Genomic DNA, 24,520 nt, shown 5'->3' with positions numbered 1-24,520 from the left:
AATTCCTAAAAATAAATAGAGGAATAAAGAAAAATTTCTAAAATAGAATAATTTAAGAATTAGTGGGGAGTTATGGCAGGAAAAAGTAAAGCAATAGGAGAAGAATTATATAATAAGTGTAACCTGGAATTAAAGAAGCACGGCATAAGAGGAGAGATAGGAAGAAGATTACAGGCAATAATATCTGCAAAAGAATATGGAATAACAAAAGTTGCTCAAATATACCGAATTACTAGAACTACATTGATGAAGTGGATTACAAGATTTAAGGAAGGAGGAGTCAATGCGTTTAAAATACAACCAGGACGTGGAGTAAAGCCGAAGTTGAGCTACAAGCAGCAAGAAGAAATTAAAAATGTCATAGCAGAAGAAGGAGCCAACCTAACGGCTAAGAAATTAAAAATCATAATTGAGAAAATGTTTTCTATTGAGGTAAGTAAGTCTACAGCACATAGACTGATGCAAAAGTTAGGTTTTTCGTATATTACTCCAAGGCCTGTGCACAATAAACAGGATAAAAATAAACAAGAAGAGTTTAAAAAAAAATCTTAATGAAACTATTGTCACGTATCCCGAAAAAGAGCTATTTTTCTTCGATGAGTCGCGGTTTGGCACACATTCAAAGATTGGACACGGGTGGTTTAAAAAAGGCATTAGGACACAGGTTAAGGTAAAATTAGGTAGGCAAAACTTTTATCTCTATAGTGCAGTTAATCCTAGAAATCGAGAGAGTTCTAGCTTATTCGTACCAAACGTCAATACTGATTGTATGAATATATTCCTTGAGCAGATGTCACAATATTTAGGAACAAGGGAGGCATTTCTTGTTGTGGATTGTGCAGGATGGCATAGATCCAAAGGTTTAAAAATACCACAAAATATTACCTTAATCTATTTACCTCCATATTCACCAGAGTTAAATCCAGTAGAGCGTTTATGGCAATATTTGAAAGACAATCTCATTAAAAATAGAATATATGACTCTGTTAGTTTATTGGAGGATACTGTATGTGCATTCATTCGTAATATTACGGAAAGTTCGATCAAAACCATTTGTTCTGTGAGTTATTTGCCTACTTATTTATGAGATTTGGTATTAGAGTATAAAATTGATTGTTGAAGCCTTTTTGTTTATCAGCAAACGTTTCTTCACTTAACTCTTCTACTTGACCACGGAAAAACTCTTTTTCTTTTTCACTGTTTTGTAATTTTTTCATCAGACCTTCAATATCCAAAACTTTACCTGCAATGATGTCGCTCAATGCATCAAGGTTCTCTTCCAATTCCTTAATCTCATCTTCATGCTCTTTTTCCAACCCTTGCATTTGACATTTTAAATTGCTTATAAACTGCTCCTTTTCCTCCATTATTTGTGCTTCTTGGTCTATCTCTTTTTCACGTTCTTTTAATTTTTCTTCTAATTCCTTCTTTTCTGTATTAACACCTTTCAGCTTGTCCTCTAGCTTTCTTTTTTCTTCATGCACACTTTTAAATTCTTCCTCATTCCTCTTCAGGTTTTCTTTAAGCTGCGTTAACTCCTTACTCATTGCATCTATTTCTGCCTTGGATCCTCGCTCCTTTTTTTCAAGTTTATCTTGTAAATCGCTAGTCCATTTTTTTAATGTTTCAATTCTTTGCCCAGCTTCTGCAAGTTTCTGATTCACTTCTTTTTTTTCTGCTTCAGCACTTTTTAACTTATTGATTAATTCTTGGGTTACCTCTTCCGAGCATGATAATTTTTTTTGCAGATCTAATACTTGTTCTGAAAGCTGTTCTTGGTTTCCATCCATCTTCTTATTCAAGTGTTCTAACTGATCAAACTTGTCCTCTAAATCAGACTTTCCTTTTTGCACATGATATAGTTCTTCTTGCGATTTCTTTAATTCACTTTTTAACTCCTCCTTTTTTGCATTAGCAACTCCCAGCTCTTGCCTTAGCTTTCCTTTTTCTTCATATACACTTTTAAGTTCTTGTGCTTTCCCTTGTAGCTCTGCTAACGCGCTTGCTAACTCTTCATCTTTTTGTGCCAGTTCAGTTTGCAATTTTGTGTTTTTTTGCTCTTCTTTTCCAAACCTGTTTTGTAAATCAGTTATTTGTTGTGAAGCAACTTCTGGTTGAGTTTCAGTGTGCTGTAAATTGACTTCTGTTTGAATTAATGCATTGCTATTAATAGAAGGAGAAGAAGGAAGGCTATTGTCATCATCAACTTTAGGGTCTGGACCTTTCGATTCCCCCCCTGGTTCCTTATCTTGATAGGCCACTATAGATTCATTTTGAAAATTATTATTAGCAGTAGGTACAACATCAGCAGCCTTACCCTTTTCTAGTGATTTCATTACAGCATCATGTAAGACGAGGCCTTAAATATATAATTCATCATTTTGCTTTATTAATTCTAGGATCTCCTCCGATGAAACAAAATCTTCACCATCAAATTTTAGTACTTCAGTTATGCCGCTACTACTCACATTCATAATCATGGTACACATTCTGGATCCATTCTCTACAGGCCAAGTGCTTGTCATTTCATAATATGCGCCTTCTTTAAATTCATAATATCTTTTCTTATCTTCTTGATGAGCGTATATTTCATGTTTTTTATTGCAATAGATATTCAATTCTTTAATACCTTTCTCTTGCTGTAAAATGTCACTAATTCTTGTTGGCTCACTTCTATTGTAATTAATAAGGTTAACATTCAAAACTCTATCAGCGTTATCAGTTTCTGTGTAATAAGCTCGAAGCTCTACGTCTTTCCTCTCAAAATATTTACTTGCAGCTTTTTTTCCCTGCTCTGCCAACTCTATGCATTTATTTATATCTTCCTTAAAGCTCTTATTAGCAGACTCTGTTACTACTTTATCTATGTACGTTTGTTTAAAATCTCTATCGTTTATTAGGTCATAAAAACTCCACTCATCCCTATAAGCCTTTTGTATAGCAGTGAAGTCACTTTCTTCTTTCAAAAGTACTAAGAAGCCTACCTTGTCTTCTAGATCTTTTAGTTTAAAACCTGTTATTATCTTCTCTAATTGAGAATCAAATTCTTTATTGGCAAAATTTTCAGCAAGATTATTTAAATTTCTTAATTCTTTGCATAATTTATCATTTTCTGAAATTGAGCGGCAGAACTTTATTGTAGCAGAGTCCTTAGTGGAAGGATTTTCTTTTTCCACTTCATCGATACGGTCCTTGAGGGATGCAAAACGTAGTGTAAGCCGTGACGAATATAGATCGCGTTCATAAGATGCCAACAAGCGATTTATTGCACTCCAAGCACATGATGCGATTGATCTAATACCAGAATCCTCTCCTGCCTCTGCTACTTTGTCTCCCTTAGTCAAACCTCCAATCATAACACACCTCCTTTGACTATATTTATATTATACCAATTAACATATATTCAAAAAAATCAAACCACGTTCTACACTAACTTTTATTATTAACTTAATTGTGTTGAAAATAACTGCAAGTGTTAAACTTAAGCTTTTGTCTTTCATTGTACACTACTCACTATAAGTTTATAATATATCTTATATAATAGACTTAGTATTTTGAGTTATGCAAGTATTTTTTTTATTGGATAAAAGTTAAAAGACGTTTTCAGAAATCTTTAAGCTCAATAACATCCTCTCTTTTTGGACTAGTTGAAATTAGATGAATTGGTACACCTATTAATTTTTCTAACTTGTCTATATATTTTATTAAATTGATAGGCAATGCTTCAATCGACCTTTTACCTTGAGTATTTTCTTTCCAGCCAGGAAACTCTTCATATATTGGCTCTAATTCCTCCTGTATTGAATGCGATGCGGGTAAATAATCATACATTTTCCCGCTATACTTGTAACCAGTGCATATTTTAATTGTATCAAAAGAATCAAGCACATCTAATTTGGTTAATACAATGCTTGAAACTCCAGAAAGTTGCACAGCCTGGCGCACTAAAACTGCGTCAAACCATCCGCAGCGCCTTCTTCTATTGCTCACTGTTCCAAGCTCCTTGCCTATAGTAAATAAGCTATCTCCAATCTCGTTCTTTTGCTCAGTAGGGAATGGACCATTGCCCACTCTTGTTGTATAAGCTTTTACCACACCAATAATGTAAGCATTGGAGGCTAATCCTGAGCCTGTTATTGCTTGCGACGCTACAGTATTACTTGAAGTAACAAAAGGGTAAGTTCCGTGGTCGATATCTAAAAATGTGCCTTGGGCGCCTTCAAATATTATTTTCTTACCTTCTTTCACAAAGTCATTTAATATCCTCCACACAGGTTTTTTATATGAAAGAATTTTTTTTGAAATCCCTTGAATTTCTTTTAATATTTCTTCTTTTTTAACCACCTGGTAGTTAAGGCCTTTTCTGATAGCATTGTGGTAATTCAGAAGAGTATCCACTCTTTTATTGAGCTCATCTGCGTTTTCTAAATCACAAAGGCGTATAGCTCTCCTTCCAACTTTATCTTCATAACATGGCCCTATCCCTTTGTTTGTTGTACCAATTTTGTGATTTCCGTTTAAATCTTCAAATAGCTTTTCCTTGTCCTTATGTACGCTAAGTATTAATGGACAGCTCTCGGATACCATCAAGTTGTTATAGTTTACGTCCACTCCTTTAACTTTCAATGACTCTATTTCTGAGATTAGAGCATGTGAATCAAGAGCAACACCGTTTCCTATGATGGATATTTTGCCCGTTCTCAAAACAGCAGAGGGCAGTAAATTTAATTTATAAACCTCATCATCTATTACTATAGTGTGCCCTGCATTATTTCCTCCCTGAAATCTCACAACTACATCTGCATTCCCAGAAAGATAATCTACTATTTTACCCTTGCCTTCGTCACCCCATTGCAGACCAACAATTACAATGTTATTCATCATTATTTTCTAAATTAATACATAAATATTAATGCAGTACGCTACAAATGGAAAGAGAAATCTGCGCCTTTCCTGCACCTCTTAAATAAAGAAATATACTGTCGATTTTCTTAATATATTACCAAATTATTCATCATTATATGATATAACTTACAGCATATTTACAGTAAGGTGTTATTTATGAAAGAGGCAAAAGGAAAAAATAATAAGAGTCCAGTAGTTAGATTAAAGGCCACAGCTAAAGAGTTCAATTTTAGTAAATTAAGAGCAGGTCAAGATAATGAATTAGCAAATTCTGGTGAAACAATGTTCTTAGATTTTCAAAGGATGAATTTTATTATTAACGGAAAAGAAATAGATAAAAATCTTATTATTGCATTTAAGGAAGGAGCTAAGCACCACAAAAGCGAACTTTTTAATAGTGATGATATATATAATGACGAAATATTTAACAAAAAAGGAACAAGAGAAATAGATACGGATCATGGCAAAGCTTTTGTTGCTTCAGTACTCGAAGATATTGAGAAAGAGCTTGTAAGTAATGCATTGGGTGAGCTATGGAAAAATCACTGTGAAAATCCCAAAACTGCCAATCATCAAAAAACCGATTCATATAAGAAAGAATTTGAAGAATTTTACAATGCTGGCCAACATCTATTACCAACAGAGAAAGATGAAAACAAAGACTACCGTTCCTTTGCAAAAGAAGTTTTCAAGAAAATGTTCAGATACGCTGGGGCAGAAGTTCCAAGTAATGCTATTTTAGAAGAGCTAGTCACCAATTGTAATCAAGCAGGGTATGAGGCTGCTCCATTTATACAAACCCAACTTGCACTTGGACAGTCGTTCATAGTAGAAAATACTAAAAAAGTAATAAATATTGATTGTGCTAACCAAAATAATGTAAGAATTAGATCTGACATGAGGCTACCAATACTCTCTGTTAAAAATCAAGTTATGCATGGTGATAAGATATGTGATCTGTCTAACTCATTAGAATTTACACTTGAGTCTCAAGATGGTAAAGACTTTGTAACATACAGAGATGGTAAATTGTCACTTACTATTCCTAAAGAGTTAAAAAATTATAAAGATAATGGCAAGAGCTTGTTTGACATTATTAAAGAATATTTTCAGAAATTCTGTGCAAAATTAGGATTTAAACCTGAGACAAAAATACAAATAGAGCATAGCTTAGGTACTCAAAGTAACTATTTAGATGGTACAATATCTGCTACAGGATCGGATGCAAATAAAGAGTTTATCAATCTTTTAAGCAAAAATCTCAGAGGGAGGTTATTGGAATCAGGAGTTGCTTTAGGAAATGAAGATGTTGATGGTATTGTTGAAGTCAGAGTATCTACAGTTATGGATCTGTTGAGTAATTATGCTAAATTGGAAGATAATAAAGAAAACAGAGAGTTATTAACAAGTGAAGTAGCAGATAATTTAGGGCTTTCCACTCAAGATAAAACAGCATCAGAAGTATTGAAAGAATTTGATGATGAAATAATAAAGTTAATGCATACAGAAGGTATAAAGAATAACATAGGTCAACATATAATGGAATTAGGATCTTTACCTTCTTTGATAAAAGGTCAGGTTAATCATAATCAAGTGCAGTCTGTTGTAAATACTTTTATTAAGTTAATTATTGAAGGGAAAAGCGAAGTATACAAAGAAAAAAATGCAATTAATGCAATTGATGCAATTCATCAGAAGATAGATAAGGCAATTGTTGAGCAAGAAAAAAGAGCAACCAACAAACAAGATATAGAAAATGATAAATGGACAGATAGAATCAAAAAACAGAAATTATCTGTGGAATCACATGAACATTTACTTTAAAGATACTGGTAGGCTCCTTGAATATTTTAGAGTTCATGGTTGCAACGGTTGCTATTTTACAATGCACCTAATCGTAAAAACTACGTGCCGTTGCATCATATGTTTCAAGGTAACCGTTCACGGATTGTGAGAATGAATTAAAGAACTAAGCAGTGACAGCTACTAGATTCTGTAGCTTTTGAAAGGGGTTCTGGCCATTTAGACGTGATGTCAAAAATATCGACAACATTCTTTCCACGAATCTTTCTCCACGTTCTGACCAGGTGAAAAAGCTGTTTTTACGATAAATTACGTACCGTCTAATTTGCCGTTCTGCAAGGTTATTAGTTGTTTCTATCACTTCAGGTTTTCTTAAAAACTTCCACATCATATCCTCAGATCGTAACATCTTAGCGGCCATTCTTGAAGCTTGAGTGCTATTTGCAACCCTCGTCATTTTACGTAAAAAATGTTTTACCCTTTTCCGAATTTTTCGCACCAGTCGATAAAATCTCAAATTATCTATCAAATTTTGTTTTTTTGCCTTATCTACTACAAACACCTTATTGCTGAGCGATTTTAGTGCTTGGCCAATTTTGCTCACTTCAACATTTTTACTATGGGCAAATCTCTCAAAATCTCTTGCCAGATGTGCCCAACATATCTGTCTATTTTCACGATTGAAGTAATTGTATACAGCGTATCTATCGCTCACAAATATACCATCATATTCTGGCAGTAAACTCTTCAACACCTTCTTACCACGAGACTCGCTTACCTTCAGAAGTGTCAACGCTTTGTTTGTTATTACCCAACTCCAGCCTCTCTTTCCTTGATTTCTGTGCCCTGTTTCGTCTATATGCAAATACTCGCTTCCTTGCAACTCTTCCTTCATTTTCTCATATTCAGATGCACACTTCTTCGATACCCTGCGTTCAGTATTTGAGACTAAACCAAGGCTTATATTTAGATTAAAAATACTGCCCAAAATTTGCTGTACCTCTCTTTTTGAGTTAATAAAAAAGCCGCTAAGGCTGCTTATAACTGTTTTAGCATTGGGTCCTAGAAAATCTCTTGCAACACCTTCGGGTAAATTTGCTGTAATTCTTTTATTACATACTCTACAATGTCCTCTTTGCAACCTGTACTCAGTTACAATTGGCTTAATTTCTGGCAACTCTGCCTTCTGATGAATAATTTCATCTTCTAAAGTAATCTTATACCAATTCCTAAAAATAAATAGAGGAATAAAGAAAAATTTCTAAAATAGAATAATTTGAGAATTAGTGGGGAGTTATGGCAGGAAAAAGTAAAGCAATAGGAGAAGAATTATATAATAAGTGTAACCTGGAATTAAAGAAGCACGGCATAAGAGGAGAGATAGGAAGAAGATTACAGGCAATAATATCTGCAAAAGAATATGGAATAACAAAAGTTGCTCAAATATACCGAATTACTAGAACTACATTGATGAAGTGGATTACAAGATTTAAGGAAGGAGGAGTCAATGCGTTTAAAATACAACCAGGACGTGGAGTAAAGCCGAAGTTGAGCTACAAGCAGCAAGAAGAAATTAAAAATGTCATAGCAGAAGAAGGAGCCAACCTAACGGCTAAGAAATTAAAAATCATAATTGAGAAAATGTTTTCTATTGAGGTAAGTAAGTCTACAGCACATAGACTGATGCAAAAGTTAGGTTTTTCGTATATTACTCCAAGGCCTGTGCACAATAAACAGGATAAAAATAAACAAGAAGAGTTTAAAAAAAAATCTTAATGAAACTATTGTCACGTATCCCGAAAAAGAGCTATTTTTCTTCGATGAGTCGCGGTTTGGCACACATTCAAAGATTGGACACGGGTGGTTTAAAAAAGGCATTAGGACACAGGTTAAGGTAAAATTAGGTAGGCAAAACTTTTATCTCTATAGTGCAGTTAATCCTAGAAATCGAGAGAGTTCTAGCTTATTCGTACCAAACGTCAATACTGATTGTATGAATATATTCCTTGAGCAGATGTCACAATATTTAGGAACAAGGGAGGCATTTCTTGTTGTGGATTGTGCAGGATGGCATAGATCCAAAGGTTTAAAAATACCACAAAATATTACCTTAATCTATTTACCTCCATATTCACCAGAGTTAAATCCAGTAGAGCGTTTATGGCAATATTTGAAAGACAATCTCATTAAAAATAGAATATATGACTCTGTTAGTTTATTGGAGGATACTGTATGTGCATTCATTCGTAATATTACGGAAAGTTCGATCAAAACCATTTGTTCTGTGAGTTATTTGCCTACTTATTTATGAGATTTGGTATTACATCATCACGAAGCCTGGCAGCAGCGGCATCAAACGTAAAGGAGAGAATTAACGCCACTAGTAGAAGAAAATTTTTCATTACGCCTCCTCTCATCTCTGTTTTGTGCTAGATTATCTATCACATTGATTAAGTTTAAGTAAATGGTGAGGATTTTTTTGCTTAAAAGTATCCTTTATTTCATTTAGAATACTTTTCTTGGTTCGTTTATATTACAGTGCTACAGAAATTTTACAGCATCGTTTATTGCCTTTATCGTGCTTTGATTGACACAATTCATAATGATGGAGTGGAGCATGCAGGGTATCTATCATTTTTAATCCTGTTATCGATATTCCCTTTTCTTATTGTTTTAATGGCTGTGGCGTCAACATTCGCAAATTTCTTAGACCAGTATAACATTGGCTGGGTATTTATCATTGATAACATGCCACAGGATATTTTATCATCTTTGATGCCGCGTATCAGAGAGATAATATCAGGCCTGCCGCAAAGCTTACTAACTTTAGCAATTGTAAGCGCTGTTTGGACCGCCTCGTCAACAATTGAAGGGCTAAGAACAATATTGAACAAAGCTTATAAAGTTCCGGTTTCGCCACCTTATATATTAAGAAGGTTGTTAAGTATACTACAATTTTTAGTGATCACGCTTATTATAACTCTAACTATAGTGTTCTCTACATTAGTGCCAATGCTAATTGATTTTTCCTATCAGGGGATTAGTTATACTAAATATCTCCTCATTGAATTTGTACTTTTCACAGTAGTCTCTTGGCTATATTTTATGTTGCCAAACATAAAACAAAATTTATCAGACGTCTTTCCTGGATCTTGTGTGGCTGTTATTCTTTGGGCAATTTCTGCTTCAGCTTTCAAGCAATACTTAAAAGCTTCCTTTGATCAACTGAATTTGATATATGGAAGTTTAGGTGGTATGGTAGTGTCATTACTATTTTTTTATATGCTAAGTTTGATTTTTATATATGGAGCAAAATTTAATTTTCAGCTAAAATATTTCAATGAATCTCGCTAAGGAGAAAGAAATGAGTAAGTTAGAAGGTAAAGTAGCTTTAATCACCGGAGCTTCAGGTGAAATAGGCTCTGCTGTTGCAAAAAGATTTGTAAAAGAAGGTGCATGTGTGATTCTGATTTCAAGATCTCTTGATAATCTCAAGCCACTATATAATGAAATTGAAGAGCTTGAAGAATTTAAAGAAGGCTCTGTGAAACTAATTCAGCTTGATCTTTTAGACTTTGAGAATGTAAAGATACTGACAAACATGATAGAAAGCCTGAAATTATCAGAATCTGGAGCACTTGATATATTAGTTGCATGTACTGGAATTTTAGGCAAATTGAACCCTATTCACGACTGTGAGATTGAAGAGCTACAGAACGTAATGAATACAAATTTTACTGCCAATTGGTACTTACTAAAAAACTTAGATCCAATGCTAAAGAAGTCTAATGCTGGAAGAGTGATATTCATGACCTCAGAGGTGACACTTTCTCCTTCCTCTTATCCATATTGGATGCCGTATGCTGCAAGTAAAGTTGCACTAGAAATAATGGTGCAGATATATGCATCTGAGACAAAACATACAAAATTATGTGTAAATGCTGTATACACGAAAGGACCTGTGGGTAGTGAGCAGGCATTTCCTGGATCTGAATTGGTGTCACCTGATAAACTAACAGACAAATTTGTGGAGTTAGCTTCTAACGATTGCAGCGTATCAGGAAAAATCTTACCGCTTAGCAAATCTCCCGAATAAATTACACTAGAAAGGATGTCATCCCAGTGCCCAGACACTGGGATCTAGTTTTTAATTTAACATAATCAAGAACGTTGTGTTTTACTTTTATGCTTACCAAATTAGTTTACAATCAAAGTTTCCTGGATCCCAGTGTCTGGGCACTTTAGACAATGTTACAAAAAATAATATCATAGAATTCAATAGGATAATTCCTAGAGAATTACTCATCTACAAAAAGCCAAATCGTGTTAATGCTGTTTAGATGTAAAAGATAAGCTAAATCTTTACAAGGAATTTAAAACAGTAGAATACCTTTGATTGAAAAAAAGAACCAAACTAGGCAACTTAACCGGTTTTCTATTTCAACTACTACAACTAAATCAATAAATCTTAATAGGGGGAAAAACATTATGAAAACGTCAAAATTGACATTAGTATGTGACATATATGAATTAACAAATAAAGATGAAAAGAATATACAAAAACTAGCAAGAAAAATAGAAGAAGGGGAAGGTGTTGCCGAAAAGTTTAGAAATAGAATATTCAAAAAGTCCAGCTATAACGCAAGCACGATTCTTTTAGCAAAAATAACTTACAAGTATCGTAACCGTTCACGGATTGTGAGAATGAATTAAAGAACTAAGCAGTGACAGCTACTAGATTCTGTAGCTTTTGAAAGGGGTTCTGGCCATTTAGACGTGATGTCAAAAATATCGACAACATTCTTTCCACGAATCTTTCTCCACGTTCTGACCAGGTGAAAAAGCTGTTTTTACGATAAATTACGTACCGTCTAATTTGCCGTTCTGCAAGGTTATTAGTTGTTTCTATCACTTCAGGTTTTCTTAAAAACTTCCACATCATATCCTCAGATCGTAACATCTTAGCGGCCATTCTTGAAGCTTGAGTGCTATTTGCAACCCTCGTCATTTTACGTAAAAAATGTTTTACCCTTTTCCGAATTTTTCCCACCAGTCGATAAAATCTCAAATTATCTATCAAATTTTGTTTTTTTGCCTTATCTACTACAAACACCTTATTGCTGAGCGATTTTAGTGCTTGGCCAATTTTGCTCACTTCAACATTTTTACTATGGGCAAATCTCTCAAAATCTCTTGCCAGATGTGCCCAACATATCTGTCTATTTTCACGATTGAAGTAATTGTATACAGCGTATCTATCGCTCACAACTATACCATCATATTCTGGCAGTAAACTCTTCAACACCTTCTTACCACGAGACTCGCTTACCTTCAGAAGTGTCAACGCTTTGTTTGTTATTACCCAACTCCAGCCTCTCTTTCCTTGATTTCTGTGCCCTGTTTCGTCTATATGCAAATACTCGCTTCCTTGCAACTCTTCCTTCATTTTCTCATATTCAGATGCACACTTCTTCGATACCCTGCGTTCAGTATTTGAGACTAAGCCAAGGCTTATATTTAGATTAAAAATACTGCCCAAAATTTGCTGTACCTCTCTTTTTGAGTTAATAAAAAAGCCGCTAAGGCTGCTTATAACTGTTTTAGCATTGGGTCCTAGAAAATCTCTTGCAACACCTTCGGGTAAATTTGCTGTAATTCTTTTATTACATACTCTACAATGTCCTCTTTGCAACCTGTACTCAGTTACAATTGGCTTAATTTCTGGCAACTCTGCCTTCTGATGAATAATTTCATCTTCTAAAGTAATCTTACCTCCACACATACAAATTGTATCAATTGTGCATCTCACTACCTCGTCTGCAGCCATTAATTCACGCTTATGCACCTTATGTCCTGGCTGACCTCCTGGTTTTTTATCACTTTTCTTTTTTGCTTTCTTACGATATATATCTCGTGATGGTGGCAGCGATGAATTTTGCGAATTTAAGCCCAATTTGTCTTCTAATTCAACTATTTTTGCTTTCAAGCTATCATTTTCTCTGATCAGTGCTTTTATTTCTTCCTTGAGATTAGCGTTTTCTGCTACAACCTTTTCTTGCAGCACTGTTGTCATTTACCCATTCCATATTTAGCTTCCTATCTCTTTACACTTTTATACTTACTTTGTAAACCACCTTATCTCCGTGAACGGTTACGGCTACTTTTACACTCACTAACTTAGCTAGATCCCAGTGTCTGGGCACTGGGATGACAAAAAAAGGAGCACTGGAATGACACCTTCCTGCCCAGTTCATGTTGCTATAAATATTAAGAAATTTACCAAGCGAAAAAAAAGGCAAAAGAAGCCCTAGTCATTGTCTATTTTCAGTATTTGGCGTTTTTTAAGTCTTAAACACTGCAATTTAGCTGCTTTTAATTGCAACTAACCTACGCTGCAAATGTTTAAGAAATTTACTAAGCAGAAAAAAAGGCAAAAGAAACCCCGTGTTAGCTAGTTGTCACTCTCTAATCCTGCAAATTGGCGTACTATACTGTCTTAAACGACTTATAAGCGCGTTTCAGCTTGTGTAGGTAAAAACCTAGAAATATTGTGAAGACATAAGGTGCACATAGTGCAAAAAATTAAAAATAAGACGCCAACCACGTTGTTTTCTTGCTGTTTAATCTGCACAGATGAAGATAACTGAATACCTTCAGTTTCATGATAAGGGGGCTGGCGGAGTTTGTCAAGTAATTCCGTTCCTTATGGGTAAAAAAAGAGAAACTTTAAGTTGCAGCTGCACAATGTTTCTCTTTTCTGCTGTTGATGATTATTTCGCCTATTGTAACTGCCGCTAGAATAAAGCAGTAATATACCTGTGTTAATAAAGAAACAGGTGATACAGAAGCTATACTTCCTGCTAGCAATAGTTGAGAACCATAAGGTAAGATGCCTTTTGTAGCACAAGCAAAAACATCTAATAAGTATGCACTGCGGTATGGTACAATATCGTGTTTCTGTGCGAGTCTTTTTGCAATGCCACCACTTAGTAAAATAGCAATGGTATTATTGGCAACTAAGGTAGTAAACATAGACGCAATTCCTGCTATCAAAAATTCAGCTTTAGTTTTTGTGATATTGCTTTCATCGATGAGTTTATGCAACGCTTTTTGACCTTGTTTGTACATTATATGGCTCAACCCACCGATAAATAGAGCAAATATTACTATTTCGTTTACTTTTTTGAAACCGTCGTACACGTCATGAGGAAATTGAACGATGGCATAGTCAAAAAAAGCTATTCCTAGCACACCAGCAATAATTATGTTTACAGTTATTGTTACTAAAGTGGTGACTTCAAGCAGCCCCATGATTATTAAAGAAATATAAGGAATAATTTTTATTATAGAATAATAATCTAAATTTGATATAGAAATAATTTTTGTACTACTTGAAATCACTGCCAGATAGGTGAGTGTTATAATACCTGCAGTAAATGCAACCTTAGAGTTTATTTTAAGTTTATCTTTTGCTGAAGCTCCCTGTGAAGAAACAGATGCAATGGTGGTATCAGATATCATTGAGAGGTTGTCACCAAACACGGCACCACCTACTACAGTTGCAGTTCCTATTTCAAGGCCAAAAGCTCCACTTTTTGCCAGATTAACAGCTATAGGTACCATCAGCGCAACAACTCCCATAGATGTACCAATTGCAGTTGAAATAAAAGCAGAAGCCAAAAATACTCCAGGCAGCATTAATCTTGCTGGAAGGAAATTAAGAATTAAATTAGCAACAGTGTCTGCGCTACCAATTGATTGAGTAACCGCAGAAAATGCTCCAGAAAATAAAAAAATTAAACACATAGTAAGGGTATTTTTGTCACCCATGCCCTTGATAACAGTATCGATGTTATGCTGAATTTTATTTGTACCACGTGAGACAGCAAAAAATAGCGCTGGTAACAAGCAGATTACTGGTGAAACCTGATGAAGTGGATTATCAGTTCCGATAAAAGAAAAATAATCACCACTTCCAAGGTACAAGATTAAAAAAACAATCAAAGGGACAAAAGCTGTCATTTTACTGTACCTCAAACTTACGACTATAACTAATTAAGTGGTTTTAAGCAAGTTTGGTTTTCACTAGTTTTGCAGGAAGTTGACAGCAGAGTTTTAAACTTCATATTTAATCTACTAAATAAATAGCACATGTAGCCGAAGGGTTTATATCTTGTGCTATACTTTATTTTATGTCATGCAAACAGTTGATATTAGCATACATCCAAATAAAGTAATGGAGAATATAAAAACCATATCAGTAAAAGACGATAACGTTAGGCTGGATAGGTACATCAGAAGAAACTTTCCTGATCTAAAGCAATCTGTAATTGAAAAATCTTTAAGGAAAGGGTTAATCAAAGTTGATGATTGCAAAGCAAAGTCTAGTGATAGAGTAAATTCTGGACAAACTATAACGCTGAAGCACTTGAATTATATTGAGAACGCTAATTCTGATCGCAAATATAATGAAAAGTTAGTGAATCTACTAAGAGAGAACATATTATATGAAGACGAATATATACTAGCTATAAACAAACCCGCAGGGGTCATCGTTCAAGGTGGCGTAAAAGTAAAGATTAGCATTAGTGATTTGCTTGACCAAATAAGAGAGGAAGAAACATTTAAAATTGTCCATAGGCTGGATAGAGATACGAGTGGAGTGATAATATTCGCACGCAATGCTAGTGTTGCCAGATACCTTATGGAGGAATTTAAAGGACGAAGGGTAAAAAAAACTTACTTGGCATTGACTTCTGGCATACCGAGCAAGGATAGTGGAACAATAGACTATCCATTGGTGAAAAAATATGTTTCAGGTCAAGAAAAAGTGGTCGTTGATGAAAATTCACCTCAGAATGCCACTACGCATTTTTCAATTATAGCAAGGTTAGAACATAATGTCGCTTATTTAAAATTACAACCAATTACCGGCAGGACCCATCAGTTGCGTGCACATTTAGCTCATATAAATTGCCCTATTCTTGGTGACGGTAAATACGGTGGTAAAAAAGCTTTTATTAATGGGGTAGCAAATAAAATTCACCTTCATTCGCATTCTTTATCTTTAAAATTACCAAGCAATAAAGAAATCACTATTACTGCTCCTATCCCTAAGCACATTGAAAAGTCTATTGAAGTGCTATTTTTCGACTGAAACGATTTCACCAATCAACTTTTCTGTCTTTGGCTTTGATTTGAAGCACAGATATTAGGCTAATTAATGCGCAGGCAGTAAGATAAATACCTGCTGCAAGTTTTGTTTCGGTTTTTTCTATAAGCCACATGCATATGTATGGAGAAAGGCCACCAAAAATTCCTGCAGATATGTTATGTGCGAGGCTAAAGCCGGTGCACCTAACTTTCGTTGGAAATAACTCACAGGCAAGAGAATTATATATCCCAAAAGATGCACCTATCGGCACACTTATCAACAGAAAAGTGAGCGTTACAATATAGTGGTTATCATTTGATAATAGCGAAAGTACCGGCAAACCGGCGCAAGCTAGAGCTACTAATGTAGGAATCATTACATTTTTTCTTCCAACTTTATCAGACAGTATTGCAAATAGCACTGCGGACGTTCCAAATGTAATTTCAACCATAATCCTTACTACATTTTTTATATCAATACCTGAGAGAATAAGTTCTTTTACAGATATGTTGTAAAACATGATTGCTGAATAAACAATTGCATTTTGGGCAACGCCAAGCCCAATTGCTAGCACAAATGCCTTTTTATAGTCCCTGATTAATTCTAAAAATGGAGAATGAGATAAGCTTTTATTTTTATCGTGTGTTTTATATGCTAAGCTCTCTTCTATTATATATCTTGTTAAAAAGCCTATTATGCCCATAATGAAGCAGAAATAGAAGGGCAACCTCCAGCCCCAAATTTCATAATTTTCACCTGTAAACTTTTTGCAAACAGCTATCATTACAAAGCATGTAATAGAACCAAGAGCACCACTAAAAGCTTTCATGCTACCTAAAAAGCCTAGATTTTTTTTATCGCTTGAATGCTCTATTAAAAAAGCTGAATTGATACTTGTTTCTCCACCTGCTGCCATTCCTTGTGTTATTCTACAAAGCAGAAGCAGTATAGGAGAAAATATTCCTATTTCTTTAAAGCTTGGTATAATCGCAATTGCAGTAGATGATATCGAAGCTAATATTACGGAAGTCAGCAAAATTTTCCTTCTGCCGTATTTATCTCCAATGTAACCAAAAATAAATGCACCAAGTGGTCTAAATCCAAATCCAATTGCAAAACTACCAAGAAATTTGATTGTGCTTAAATAATCGCTTTCTGAAGGAAAAAAAACATTGCTTATTATATGCGTCAAAACTCCAAACAGAGTTACTTCATACCATATAATCATATTGCAGATTATGCTTGATAGTATTGCTTTTTGAATATCGTTCATGATTTTCGGTTTACCACACTCCGCTATAAAAATTTTTATTCAATAACCTTTAAGGATAATTCACGTAAATGTTTATTGTCCACTTCAGAAGGAGCACCCATTAGAACATCCTCTCCTTGCTGATTCATAGGAAAACAGATTACTTCACGAATGTTTGGCTCATCAGCAAGCAGCATAACCATTCTGTCAACCCCTGGTGCTATACCGCCGTGAGGCGGCACTCCGAACCTGAATGCACGCACGAGCGCACCGAATTTTGTATCAACTTCTTCTTTGCTGTAGCCTGCAATGGCAAAGGCCTTATACATGATATCCAGCTTGTTACTACGAATCGCCCCGCTTGACAGTTCTATTCCATTGCAAACAAGATCATATTGGTAAGCAAGGATATCCAGTGGATTTTTGTCCTCTAAATCTTTCAAGCCACCATGTGGCATAGAGAATGGGTTATGAAAGAAATCGATTTTTTTACTTTTATCGTCATATACAAAATAGGGAAAATCAATGATCCAACAAAACTTGAAGATATTATCATCTATAAGACCTAATTCTGATCCTAAGAGAGAGCGCACTTTTCCTGCAATTGTTGCTGCCTCATTCTCTTTGTCAGAAGCAAAAAACACGCTGTCTCCAGGCTTTATATCCGTTATTTCTTTTATGGAATTTAGCCTATTGTCATCGAGGAATTTAGCAATCGGTCCTTTCGCAGTTCCATCTTTATCAAACGTTATATATCCAAGACCCTTAGCACCGAATTCTCTTTGCGCATGTTCTATCTTTTTATCAAAGAAGCTGCGTGGTTCCTCTGCTGTTTTAGGTGCAGGGATGGCTCTCACTACCATACCGCGCTCAATATTGCTTTTGAAAATATTGAACCCTGAATCACGGAAAATTTCTGTAACATCGCTGATTAATAATGGATTGCGCAGATCTGGCTTATCAGAACCATATTTGAGCATTGCTTCTTTATATGTAATACGTGGAAAATCTTTATCGACAGACTTACGAGAAAATTTAGCAAACACTTTATATAAGGTAGACTCAATAATCTGAAAGATGTCTTCTTGAGTCACAAAAGACATTTCAAGATCTAGTTGATAAAACTCCCCCGGAGAACGGTCAGCCCTTGCGTCTTCGTCACGGAAACACGGTGCAATTTGAAAATATTTATCAAACCCTGAAACCATGAGCAATTGCTTAAAAATCTGTGGAGCTTGCGGCAATGCATAAAATTTACCAAGATTTAGTCTGCTTGGCACCAAATAATCACGTGCACCTTCAGGGGACGAAGCAGTAAGTATTGGAGTCTGAATTTCCAAAAACCCTTGCTCTATCATGAGCTTGCGGAGTTCTGCAATAATTTGTGAGCGCAGAATAATATTGTTGCGGGTGTTTTCTCGCCTTAAATCAAGAAAACGATATTTAAATCTCATATTTTCTGGGTATTCTTGTTCGCCAGCAATGCTCGCTAATATACTTCTTTCTTCTTTTGCTATTTCTTCATCACAGTGGAACTCAACTTCTGATTCAACGTGTAAATTGCTAACTACAACCTCAATTTTCCCGGTTGCGATAGAGCTGTTTACCGTATCTTCAGTTCTAGCTTCAACTATTCCTGTAACAGTAATTACACTTTCTGATTTTAAATTTGAAATCTCATCAAAAAAATCTTTGTCATTATTAAATACTAGCTGAGTGATTCCGTAGAAGTCTCTTAAATCAACAAAAATTAGGTTACCATGGTCGCGCTTACGGTATAACCATCCAGAGAGGGTAACTTCCTTTCCTACATCATTCTTCCTTAATTCTTCACACGTGTGAGTTTTATAGCAGTTCATATTTGTTTCACTTCTAAATTCTTTAAAAAGTATAGAAATAAACCTTACTACATACAAGCCCATTCGTCAGATATTTGTCCAATTTACGAAATAGAGCAGTGTTGCTTTTATACTGTCTTTACTCACACAAGAATTGCACAATTTCTATAATTATGGTATAATGGTAAGGGTATTTTTAATGAATTAGATACAGGAAATGCCACTTACACAGATCATATTATATAGCGTAACATTACTTGCTGTAGCTGCAGTATTTCTCTTTTTGAGAAAAATATACAAAAATCGCATTAGAAAAATCATATTTCCTAGAAAAGTTTTTAAAGAAGAGTGCGAAGAAGACAGAAAATTCAACGAATTATATCAAAAAAATAAGCAAAAAGAGTTGATGAAACAACAGGAAATGCTACGCGAAAAGCAAAAAGATATACAGGTTTATAAAGAAGATCTAGAAATAGTTGACATAGCAAAACCGGTAGGTAAATGGACAAAGATGGTTATGATGGGTAATGGTTTAATGCAGCGTTTTGCACAATTGATACATAGAGAAGACGGAAAGAAAGGATTTTGGGAGCTGTTTGTAAAAGCTCAGGCTTCAACTCAAGGTAAACATAAGGGGAAGGGCAGATAATCCATGCTCGAATGTGAAAATTTATCCTGCGCGCGTAATAATAAGGTACTATTTAAAAATCTCAGTTTTAAAGCTGAGCCAAAATCAAAGATTCTAATCACTGGTCCAAATGGTAGTGGTAAAACCAGCTTAATTAGAAGTTTATCTGGACTTTTACCGCCGGTATCAGGCAATATAAGGTACTGCGGAAAAGACATATATGATGATCCAAAATCCTATATACCTTCTATGGTCTACGTAGGGCATAAGAATGCCTGTAAAGATAGCTTAACTGTTGCCCAAAACATAGAATTCTGGGCAGGAATACGAAATACTAGGGAATTGATTGTGGCAGCTATTTGTTGCTTGCAGTTGCAGCCTGTACTTAATATTAGATATGGCGAACTTTCTGCAGGCTGGAGAAGAAGAGTTGCACTTGCTCGCCTCTTGATTTCTAATGCAAACGTTTGGCTGATAGATGAACCATTTTGTAATCTTGATAGTGCAACGTGTGAATTAGTGCTGAACCTAATCTCAATACGCTCTGAGCAAAATGGTATAGTAATTATTACAGGGCATAGCTCTACAGAGCAATTGTGTGATTTTACAACGATTGATATACGCGATTTCAATAGACTTCTTGCATAGTTTTTGGCAACAACCGTTAGAAACGAAAAAACTTCCTTGACAAACTCCGCCAGCCCCCTTATTATGACAATAAGGGTATTTATGACTCAAAACTTGTTTTTGATCTGCGCAGGTTCAATGACAAAATTCAGTAAAAAACTTAGGGTATTTTTTGGCGGATTACATAAAATTATAGCGGCTGCATGTCTTTTAAATTTTTTCTACATTCAGCCAAAACGCGCTTAAACTAAGCGTCAGCACATTATTACAGCGCCACTTACAGTAATATAGAGTCAAAACTCGCACCACGGGATTTCTTTGCCTTTTTTTTTATTTGGTAAATTTCTTAATGTTTGTAGCTAAAAGAGCCCAAGAGAGGTGTCATCCCGCTGCTTGTTAGCGGGATCTATGTTAAGAGATACCGCGAATGAATCGCGGTATGACGTAGGAATGAATCGCGGTATGACGTAGGACTGCTGTCATCCCAGTGCCCAGACACTGGGATCTAGCTAAGTTAGTGAGTGTAAAAGTAGCCAACCTTACGTTAAAACACAACGTTCTTGATGAGATTGCATAAAAACTGGATTCCTTACATCATAGAGGCACTGCCATTATAGAGTGAACCAGTGTCTGGGCACTGGGATGACAAAAAAAGGAGCTACTCGGATGACAGGAGAAGGAGGCGCTGGGATGACAAGAAAGGAGCACTGCCATTATAGAGTGAACCAGTGTCTGGGCACTGGGATGACGAGAAAGGAGCGCTGGAATGACAGGAGAAGGAGGCACTGGGATGATACTATTATAGAGTGAAATGAGATCCCAGTGTCTGGGCACTGGGATGACAAAGAAATAGGCACTGGGATGACAAGAAGAGGGCACTGGGCCGTCATAAAGGAATCAGTTTCAGCTACTCGGATGACAAGAAGAAGGCTACTTAGATGACAGAAGAAGGAAGCACTTCGATGACATCGTTTACTATACAATGTTCGTACAGTTAGTTGCCACCTGGATAAAAAAAAAGAAGCCTACTTAGCTAACAAATTTATAAACATCAGTATACAACTCATCAACGCTTGGTTCTTTACTATTTTTGGCAAAATCTTCCGACTTTTTTACTAAATCACGTACTTCCTTATCAATTACTTTACATTCTTCTTCTGAAGCAATTTTATTATCTATCATGTATTTCTTTAAAGTGCCTATAGGGTCATGATTTTGCTTCATATCTTCAACTTCTTCTTTTAAGCGATAAGTAGCAGGATCTGACATCGAATGGCCGCGATATCGATATGTCTTCATTTCAAGCAGGATAGGCCCTTTTCCGCTGCGTGTGTGTTCCGCTGCTTCGCTTGTAGCCGCATAAACAGAGAAAAAATCCATTCCATCAACTTGTTTTCCAGGAATACCAAAACTTTCTCCTTTTTTATATAGCTCAGTTACCAAAGTGGATCTTTCTACAGAAGTACCCATTGCATATCCGTTATTCTCTATAATATAAACTACAGGTAACTTCCATAAAGCTGCCATATTAAATGATTCATATGTTTGCCCTTGATTTACAGCACCGTCACCAAAATACGTGAATACCACGTTGTCTCTTTTCTTATATTTATTAGCAAATGCTATTCCTGTGCCAATTGGAACTTGTGCCCCCACTATTCCATGTCCGCCGAAGAATTTTTTTGCAACGTCAAATACGTGCATCGAACCACCTTTACCTTTCGAGCATCCTGTTTCTTTGCCGGTAAGCTCTGCCATCACAACATTCGGATCAGAATCACATGCGAGCATTAAGCCATGGTCTCTATAACTTGTGATAAAAGCGTCACCTAATTTTGATGCAGCTTGAGTTCCAACTGCAACTGCTTCTTGCCCTATTGATAGGTGACAGAACCCGCCTATTAATCCCATTCCATATAATTGTCCTGCTTTTTCTTCAAATCTGCGTATGAGTAGCATTTTCCTGTAGAATCCAATTATCTGTTCTTTAGTGAAATTTTCTGCTTTCATATCGATTTCTTTTTCATTAAACTAAAATAATATCAGAAATTTTTAACATTTTGTAATAAATCTCAATGGATTACTACCGCTGGCTCGAAGCTTTTCACGTTATCTCCGCCATTATGTGGATGGCAGGTATGCTTTATTTACCCAGGCTTTATGTCTACCACGCAACTGTAAAACCGGGATCGGAAAATGATAGCTTGCTTCAAACAATGGAAAAGAGGCTACTTAGATATATCATAAACCCTGCAATGCTTTTCTCACTTGGTCTTGGAATCACATTAATGGTTATTAGGGAAGCATATCGTGAAGGATGGTTTCATGTAAAAGCATTTGCAATACTTTTGATGTTAATTATTCATATGCTACTTGCAAAATATAGGAAAAATTTTGCAATGGGTTCAAATGAAAAAAAACACGTTTATTTTCGTGTTTTAAATGAAGCAGTTACAGTATTGATAATAGTTATAGTTATTATGGTTGTTGTAAAACCTTTTTGACTGACCTTACCCAGAAAAAGCAGAAAGCTCAGCTACTCTTCTATTTTCATTTTTGACTTTTTTGAAAATAACATAAGCTAAAGTTACTGAGGTTTACCAATGATTTTTACAGGGATACTGGTGAAGTCGAGTTGCAATAGCTGTGTGCTTGACATTGGGATCCAATTTTATAAAAATCTATTGTGCTAGCAAGTTCACTAGCGTCACGCGCTGGTCTGTTGGACATTTAATGTGATTATATGTAGGGTTTTGAAAAAGACATACCAAATATGAAAGGCCTATATATTAAAACTTACGGCTGTCAGATGAACGTTTATGACTCCGTTTTAATGGAAAATATAATTAAACCTTTGGGGTTCAACGTTGTTAGTGATGCAGAAAAAGCTGATTTGGTGATACTGAACACTTGTCACATTAGAGAGAAGGCAGCAGAAAAGCTTTATTCTGAGCTCGGGAAAATTCATTCGTCACGAAAAGAAATTACTATAGTGGTGGCTGGATGTGTAGCGCAAGCAGAGGGAGAAGAAGTATTCAGAAGGGCTCCTTTTGTTGATATTGTTGTTGGTCCGCAGAGTATCGCTACCTTACCGGAGCTGATAGTCAAAGCAAGCAGAAGTAAAGGTCATGTAATAAACACTGATTTTCCTGAAGTTGCAAAGTTTGATAAATTGCCAGATGAATGCTATGGCAATAGCCAGGGGTCTTCTGCGTTTCTTGCCATACAAGAAGGTTGTGATAAATTTTGTACGTTTTGTGTAGTACCATATACTCGTGGAGCTGAGTATTCACGGCCAGTGAATGAAATATTTCGTGAAGCATTGAAATTAGTTGCAAATGGGGCGAAGGAAATCAATTTGCTTGGTCAGAACGTCAATGCTTACCATGGGAAATGCGAAGGGGAAGTGTGGGATTTAGGCAAATTAGTTAGTCATATTGCTAAAATTGAAAAGCTAGAGAGGATTCGTTATACAACTTCTCATCCAAGAGATATGCATGAATCTCTCTACTTGGCACATGCGGAAGAGCCAAAACTCATGCCATTTATTCACCTGCCTGTGCAGTCAGGTTCGAATAAAATATTGCACGCGATGAACAGAAAGCACACTGCAGAGGAGTATTTGGAAATAATAGACAGATTTCGCAAATTGAAACCTGAAATCGAATTTTCTTCTGATTTTATTGTTGGTTTTCCTGGAGAAACCGAAAAAGATTTTGAAGAAACTGTAAAATTAGTAGAAAAAATTAGATATGCTCAGGCTTATAGCTTTAAATATAGCCCCAGACCAGGTACACCAGGAGCAGAAAGAAAAGATCAAGTACCAGAAGAGGTTAAAACAGAACGCCTTCTTCGTTTACAGAAATTAATTAGTAAGCAACAACTTGAGTTTAACCAGAGTATGGTAGGCAAAACTATACCTGCTTTGTTCAGTGATAAAAAAGGCAAACACCAAAACCAAATTATTGGTAAAAGCCCATATATGCAATCAGTGTGCATTGATGATCCTGAAGGTAAATACAGGGACAAAATAGTAAACGTGAAAGTGTTGGAAGCTCGGCAGAACAGTTTGTTGGGGTGTGGTGCAGGATAGCTCTGTTGGACATCCGTCAGAGAATTATTTTGATTGAGAGAAAGTACCCCTATAGAACAAGATAGAAGTACTTCACGTAGTTTATTTCAAGTTTATCAACTATAGCTAAAGTAATTTAGGCTTACCGACAACCGTCATCCCGCTACTTGTTAGCGGGATCTAGAGATACCGTGACGATATGACGGTTAAGCTGAGATACCGCGAATGAATCGCGGTATGA

Annotated in this window: 20 protein-coding genes and 1 pseudogene; 12 read left to right on the top strand and 9 right to left on the bottom strand. The window is 35.7% G+C overall.

From position 1 onward, the window contains the following. Nucleotides 1-72 precede the first annotated feature (72 nt). Nucleotides 73-1,087, top strand: a protein-coding gene (locus tag WKH12_RS05905) for an IS630 family transposase (protein WP_434732009.1) whose coding sequence is annotated in 2 segments (ribosomal slippage) — nt 73-537 and nt 539-1,087 — 1,014 coding nt in all. Because the reading frame shifts where the segments join, the coding sequence is not laid out codon by codon here. Here the strand turns inward: WKH12_RS05905 and WKH12_RS05900 are convergent. The 3 genes and pseudogenes from WKH12_RS05900 to WKH12_RS05890 form a co-directional block, all read right to left on the bottom strand. Next, on the bottom strand, nt 1,074-2,336 hold the full coding sequence (locus tag WKH12_RS05900) for a coiled-coil domain-containing protein (RefSeq protein WP_434732240.1): 1,263 nt from the start codon (nt 2,334-2,336) through the stop codon (nt 1,074-1,076). The two genes, WKH12_RS05905 and WKH12_RS05900, sit on opposite strands and share 14 nt — an antisense overlap. 162 nt (nt 2,337-2,498) lie before the next feature. Beyond that, nucleotides 2,499-3,356: pseudogene (locus WKH12_RS05895) on the bottom strand (hypothetical protein); the annotation flags it as partial. A gap of 247 nt (nt 3,357-3,603) precedes the next feature. After that, on the bottom strand, nt 3,604-4,881 hold the full coding sequence (locus WKH12_RS05890; protein ID WP_264732549.1) for an adenylosuccinate synthase: 1,278 nt from the start codon (nt 4,879-4,881) through the stop codon (nt 3,604-3,606). A 180-nt stretch (nt 4,882-5,061) separates the two neighbouring features. On the opposite strand from WKH12_RS05890, the gene WKH12_RS05885 reads away from it, so the two are divergent. Then, nucleotides 5,062-6,729, top strand: coding sequence for a hypothetical protein (locus WKH12_RS05885; protein ID WP_434732239.1), 1,668 nt, complete (start codon nt 5,062-5,064; stop codon nt 6,727-6,729). Between the two features lie 145 nt (nt 6,730-6,874). On the opposite strand, the gene tnpC (WKH12_RS05880) is transcribed toward WKH12_RS05885, so the two are convergent. Continuing rightward, nucleotides 6,875-7,903 (bottom strand): IS66 family transposase, encoded by a 1,029-nt coding sequence (gene tnpC, locus WKH12_RS05880; protein WP_434732666.1) that lies wholly within the window; start codon nt 7,901-7,903, stop codon nt 6,875-6,877. A 101-nt stretch (nt 7,904-8,004) separates the two neighbouring features. Between tnpC (WKH12_RS05880) and WKH12_RS05875 the strand changes: the two genes are divergently transcribed. The 4 genes from WKH12_RS05875 (at nt 8,005) to WKH12_RS05860 (ending at nt 11,421) form a co-directional block, all read left to right on the top strand. After that, a protein-coding gene (locus tag WKH12_RS05875) for an IS630 family transposase (RefSeq protein WP_434732009.1) occupies nt 8,005-9,019 on the top strand; the annotation gives its coding sequence in 2 pieces (ribosomal slippage) (nt 8,005-8,469 and nt 8,471-9,019; 1,014 coding nt in all). A gap of 227 nt (nt 9,020-9,246) precedes the next feature. Next, the gene (locus WKH12_RS05870) at nt 9,247-10,062 is read left to right on the top strand and encodes a YihY/virulence factor BrkB family protein (RefSeq protein WP_434732238.1); all 816 of its coding nucleotides are present in this window, start codon (nt 9,247-9,249) and stop codon (nt 10,060-10,062) included. Beyond that, nucleotides 10,049-10,804 (top strand): SDR family oxidoreductase, encoded by a 756-nt coding sequence (locus WKH12_RS05865; RefSeq protein WP_264687976.1) that lies wholly within the window; start codon nt 10,049-10,051, stop codon nt 10,802-10,804. Before WKH12_RS05870 ends, WKH12_RS05865 begins: the two co-directional genes overlap by 14 nt. 392 nt (nt 10,805-11,196) lie before the next feature. Then, entirely contained in the window at nt 11,197-11,421 is a 225-nt protein-coding gene (locus WKH12_RS05860; RefSeq protein ID WP_434732237.1) for a hypothetical protein, read from the top strand. 4 nt (nt 11,422-11,425) lie between these two features. Here the strand turns inward: WKH12_RS05860 and tnpC (WKH12_RS05855) are convergent, their stop codons facing one another. After that, nucleotides 11,426-12,781, bottom strand: a complete 1,356-nt coding sequence (gene tnpC / locus WKH12_RS05855; protein ID WP_434732236.1) for an IS66 family transposase — start codon at nt 12,779-12,781, stop codon at nt 11,426-11,428. A 653-nt stretch (nt 12,782-13,434) separates the two neighbouring features. Continuing rightward, the gene (locus WKH12_RS05850) at nt 13,435-14,730 is read right to left on the bottom strand and encodes a Na+/H+ antiporter NhaC family protein (RefSeq protein ID WP_434732235.1); all 1,296 of its coding nucleotides are present in this window, start codon (nt 14,728-14,730) and stop codon (nt 13,435-13,437) included. Nucleotides 14,731-14,905: 175 nt separating this feature from the next. Between WKH12_RS05850 and WKH12_RS05845 the strand changes: the two genes are divergently transcribed. Next, nucleotides 14,906-15,865: an RluA family pseudouridine synthase gene (locus tag WKH12_RS05845; protein WP_434732234.1), complete on the top strand. Its 960-nt coding sequence runs from the start codon at nt 14,906-14,908 to the stop codon at nt 15,863-15,865. Between the two features lie 7 nt (nt 15,866-15,872). On the opposite strand, the gene WKH12_RS05840 is transcribed toward WKH12_RS05845, so the two are convergent. Beyond that, nucleotides 15,873-17,135, bottom strand: coding sequence for an MFS transporter (locus WKH12_RS05840; protein WP_434732233.1), 1,263 nt, complete (start codon nt 17,133-17,135; stop codon nt 15,873-15,875). Between the two features lie 35 nt (nt 17,136-17,170). Next, nucleotides 17,171-18,973 carry an aspartate--tRNA ligase gene (aspS, locus tag WKH12_RS05835; protein WP_434732665.1) on the bottom strand — a complete coding sequence of 601 codons (1,803 nt, stop codon included), beginning with the start codon at nt 18,971-18,973 and terminating at the stop codon, nt 17,171-17,173. 196 nt (nt 18,974-19,169) lie between these two features. On the opposite strand from aspS, the gene WKH12_RS05830 reads away from it, so the two are divergent. The 3 genes from WKH12_RS05830 (at nt 19,170) to WKH12_RS05820 (ending at nt 21,017) form a co-directional block, all read left to right on the top strand. Beyond that, nucleotides 19,170-19,601, top strand: a complete 432-nt coding sequence (locus WKH12_RS05830) for a hypothetical protein (protein WP_434732232.1) — start codon at nt 19,170-19,172, stop codon at nt 19,599-19,601. A 3-nt stretch (nt 19,602-19,604) separates the two neighbouring features. Continuing rightward, entirely contained in the window at nt 19,605-20,228 is a 624-nt protein-coding gene (ccmA, locus tag WKH12_RS05825) for a heme ABC exporter ATP-binding protein CcmA (RefSeq protein WP_434732231.1), read from the top strand. Nucleotides 20,229-20,849: 621 nt separating this feature from the next. Then, on the top strand, nt 20,850-21,017 hold the full coding sequence (locus tag WKH12_RS05820) for a hypothetical protein (protein WP_434732230.1): 168 nt from the start codon (nt 20,850-20,852) through the stop codon (nt 21,015-21,017). Nucleotides 21,018-21,236: 219 nt separating this feature from the next. Here WKH12_RS05820 and pdhA read toward each other — a convergent pair whose 3' ends face one another. Further along, nucleotides 21,237-22,217, bottom strand: coding sequence for a pyruvate dehydrogenase (acetyl-transferring) E1 component subunit alpha (gene pdhA, locus WKH12_RS05815; RefSeq protein ID WP_434732229.1), 981 nt, complete (start codon nt 22,215-22,217; stop codon nt 21,237-21,239). 65 nt (nt 22,218-22,282) lie between these two features. On the opposite strand from pdhA, the gene hemJ reads away from it, so the two are divergent. Together hemJ and miaB are read left to right on the top strand one after the other, a co-directional pair. Then, nucleotides 22,283-22,711: a protoporphyrinogen oxidase HemJ gene (gene hemJ / locus WKH12_RS05810; RefSeq protein ID WP_264736171.1), complete on the top strand. Its 429-nt coding sequence runs from the start codon at nt 22,283-22,285 to the stop codon at nt 22,709-22,711. Between the two features lie 269 nt (nt 22,712-22,980). Then, nucleotides 22,981-24,300: a tRNA (N6-isopentenyl adenosine(37)-C2)-methylthiotransferase MiaB gene (miaB, locus tag WKH12_RS05805; protein ID WP_264688421.1), complete on the top strand. Its 1,320-nt coding sequence runs from the start codon at nt 22,981-22,983 to the stop codon at nt 24,298-24,300. Nucleotides 24,301-24,520: the final 220 nt, after the last annotated feature.

The organism is Wolbachia endosymbiont of Zygogramma bicolorata (genome assembly GCF_051130665.1).
GTDB lineage: Bacteria > Pseudomonadota > Alphaproteobacteria > Rickettsiales > Anaplasmataceae > Wolbachia.
The sequence above is the reverse complement of the archived record's forward strand: the minus strand, read 5'-3'. Positions and strand labels throughout refer to the sequence as shown.

Coding starts and splice junctions, on each gene's coding strand:
- WKH12_RS05900 (WP_434732240.1), bottom strand. CDS start 2,336: ATGAAATCACTAGAAAAGGGTAAGGCTGCTGATGTTGTACCTACTGCT.
- WKH12_RS05890 (WP_264732549.1), bottom strand. CDS start 4,881: ATGAATAACATTGTAATTGTTGGTCTGCAATGGGGTGACGAAGGCAAG.
- WKH12_RS05885 (WP_434732239.1), top strand. CDS start 5,062: ATGAAAGAGGCAAAAGGAAAAAATAATAAGAGTCCAGTAGTTAGATTA.
- WKH12_RS05865 (WP_264687976.1), top strand. CDS start 10,049: ATGAATCTCGCTAAGGAGAAAGAAATGAGTAAGTTAGAAGGTAAAGTA.
- WKH12_RS05860 (WP_434732237.1), top strand. CDS start 11,197: ATGAAAACGTCAAAATTGACATTAGTATGTGACATATATGAATTAACA.
- tnpC (WP_434732236.1), bottom strand. CDS start 12,781: ATGACAACAGTGCTGCAAGAAAAGGTTGTAGCAGAAAACGCTAATCTC.
- WKH12_RS05850 (WP_434732235.1), bottom strand. CDS start 14,730: ATGACAGCTTTTGTCCCTTTGATTGTTTTTTTAATCTTGTACCTTGGA.
- WKH12_RS05845 (WP_434732234.1), top strand. CDS start 14,906: ATGCAAACAGTTGATATTAGCATACATCCAAATAAAGTAATGGAGAAT.
- WKH12_RS05840 (WP_434732233.1), bottom strand. CDS start 17,135: ATGAACGATATTCAAAAAGCAATACTATCAAGCATAATCTGCAATATG.
- aspS (WP_434732665.1), bottom strand. CDS start 18,973: ATGAACTGCTATAAAACTCACACGTGTGAAGAATTAAGGAAGAATGAT.
- WKH12_RS05830 (WP_434732232.1), top strand. CDS start 19,170: ATGCCACTTACACAGATCATATTATATAGCGTAACATTACTTGCTGTA.
- ccmA (WP_434732231.1), top strand. CDS start 19,605: ATGCTCGAATGTGAAAATTTATCCTGCGCGCGTAATAATAAGGTACTA.
- WKH12_RS05820 (WP_434732230.1), top strand. CDS start 20,850: ATGACAAAAAAAGGAGCTACTCGGATGACAGGAGAAGGAGGCGCTGGG.
- pdhA (WP_434732229.1), bottom strand. CDS start 22,217: ATGAAAGCAGAAAATTTCACTAAAGAACAGATAATTGGATTCTACAGG.
- hemJ (WP_264736171.1), top strand. CDS start 22,283: ATGGATTACTACCGCTGGCTCGAAGCTTTTCACGTTATCTCCGCCATT.
- miaB (WP_264688421.1), top strand. CDS start 22,981: ATGAAAGGCCTATATATTAAAACTTACGGCTGTCAGATGAACGTTTAT.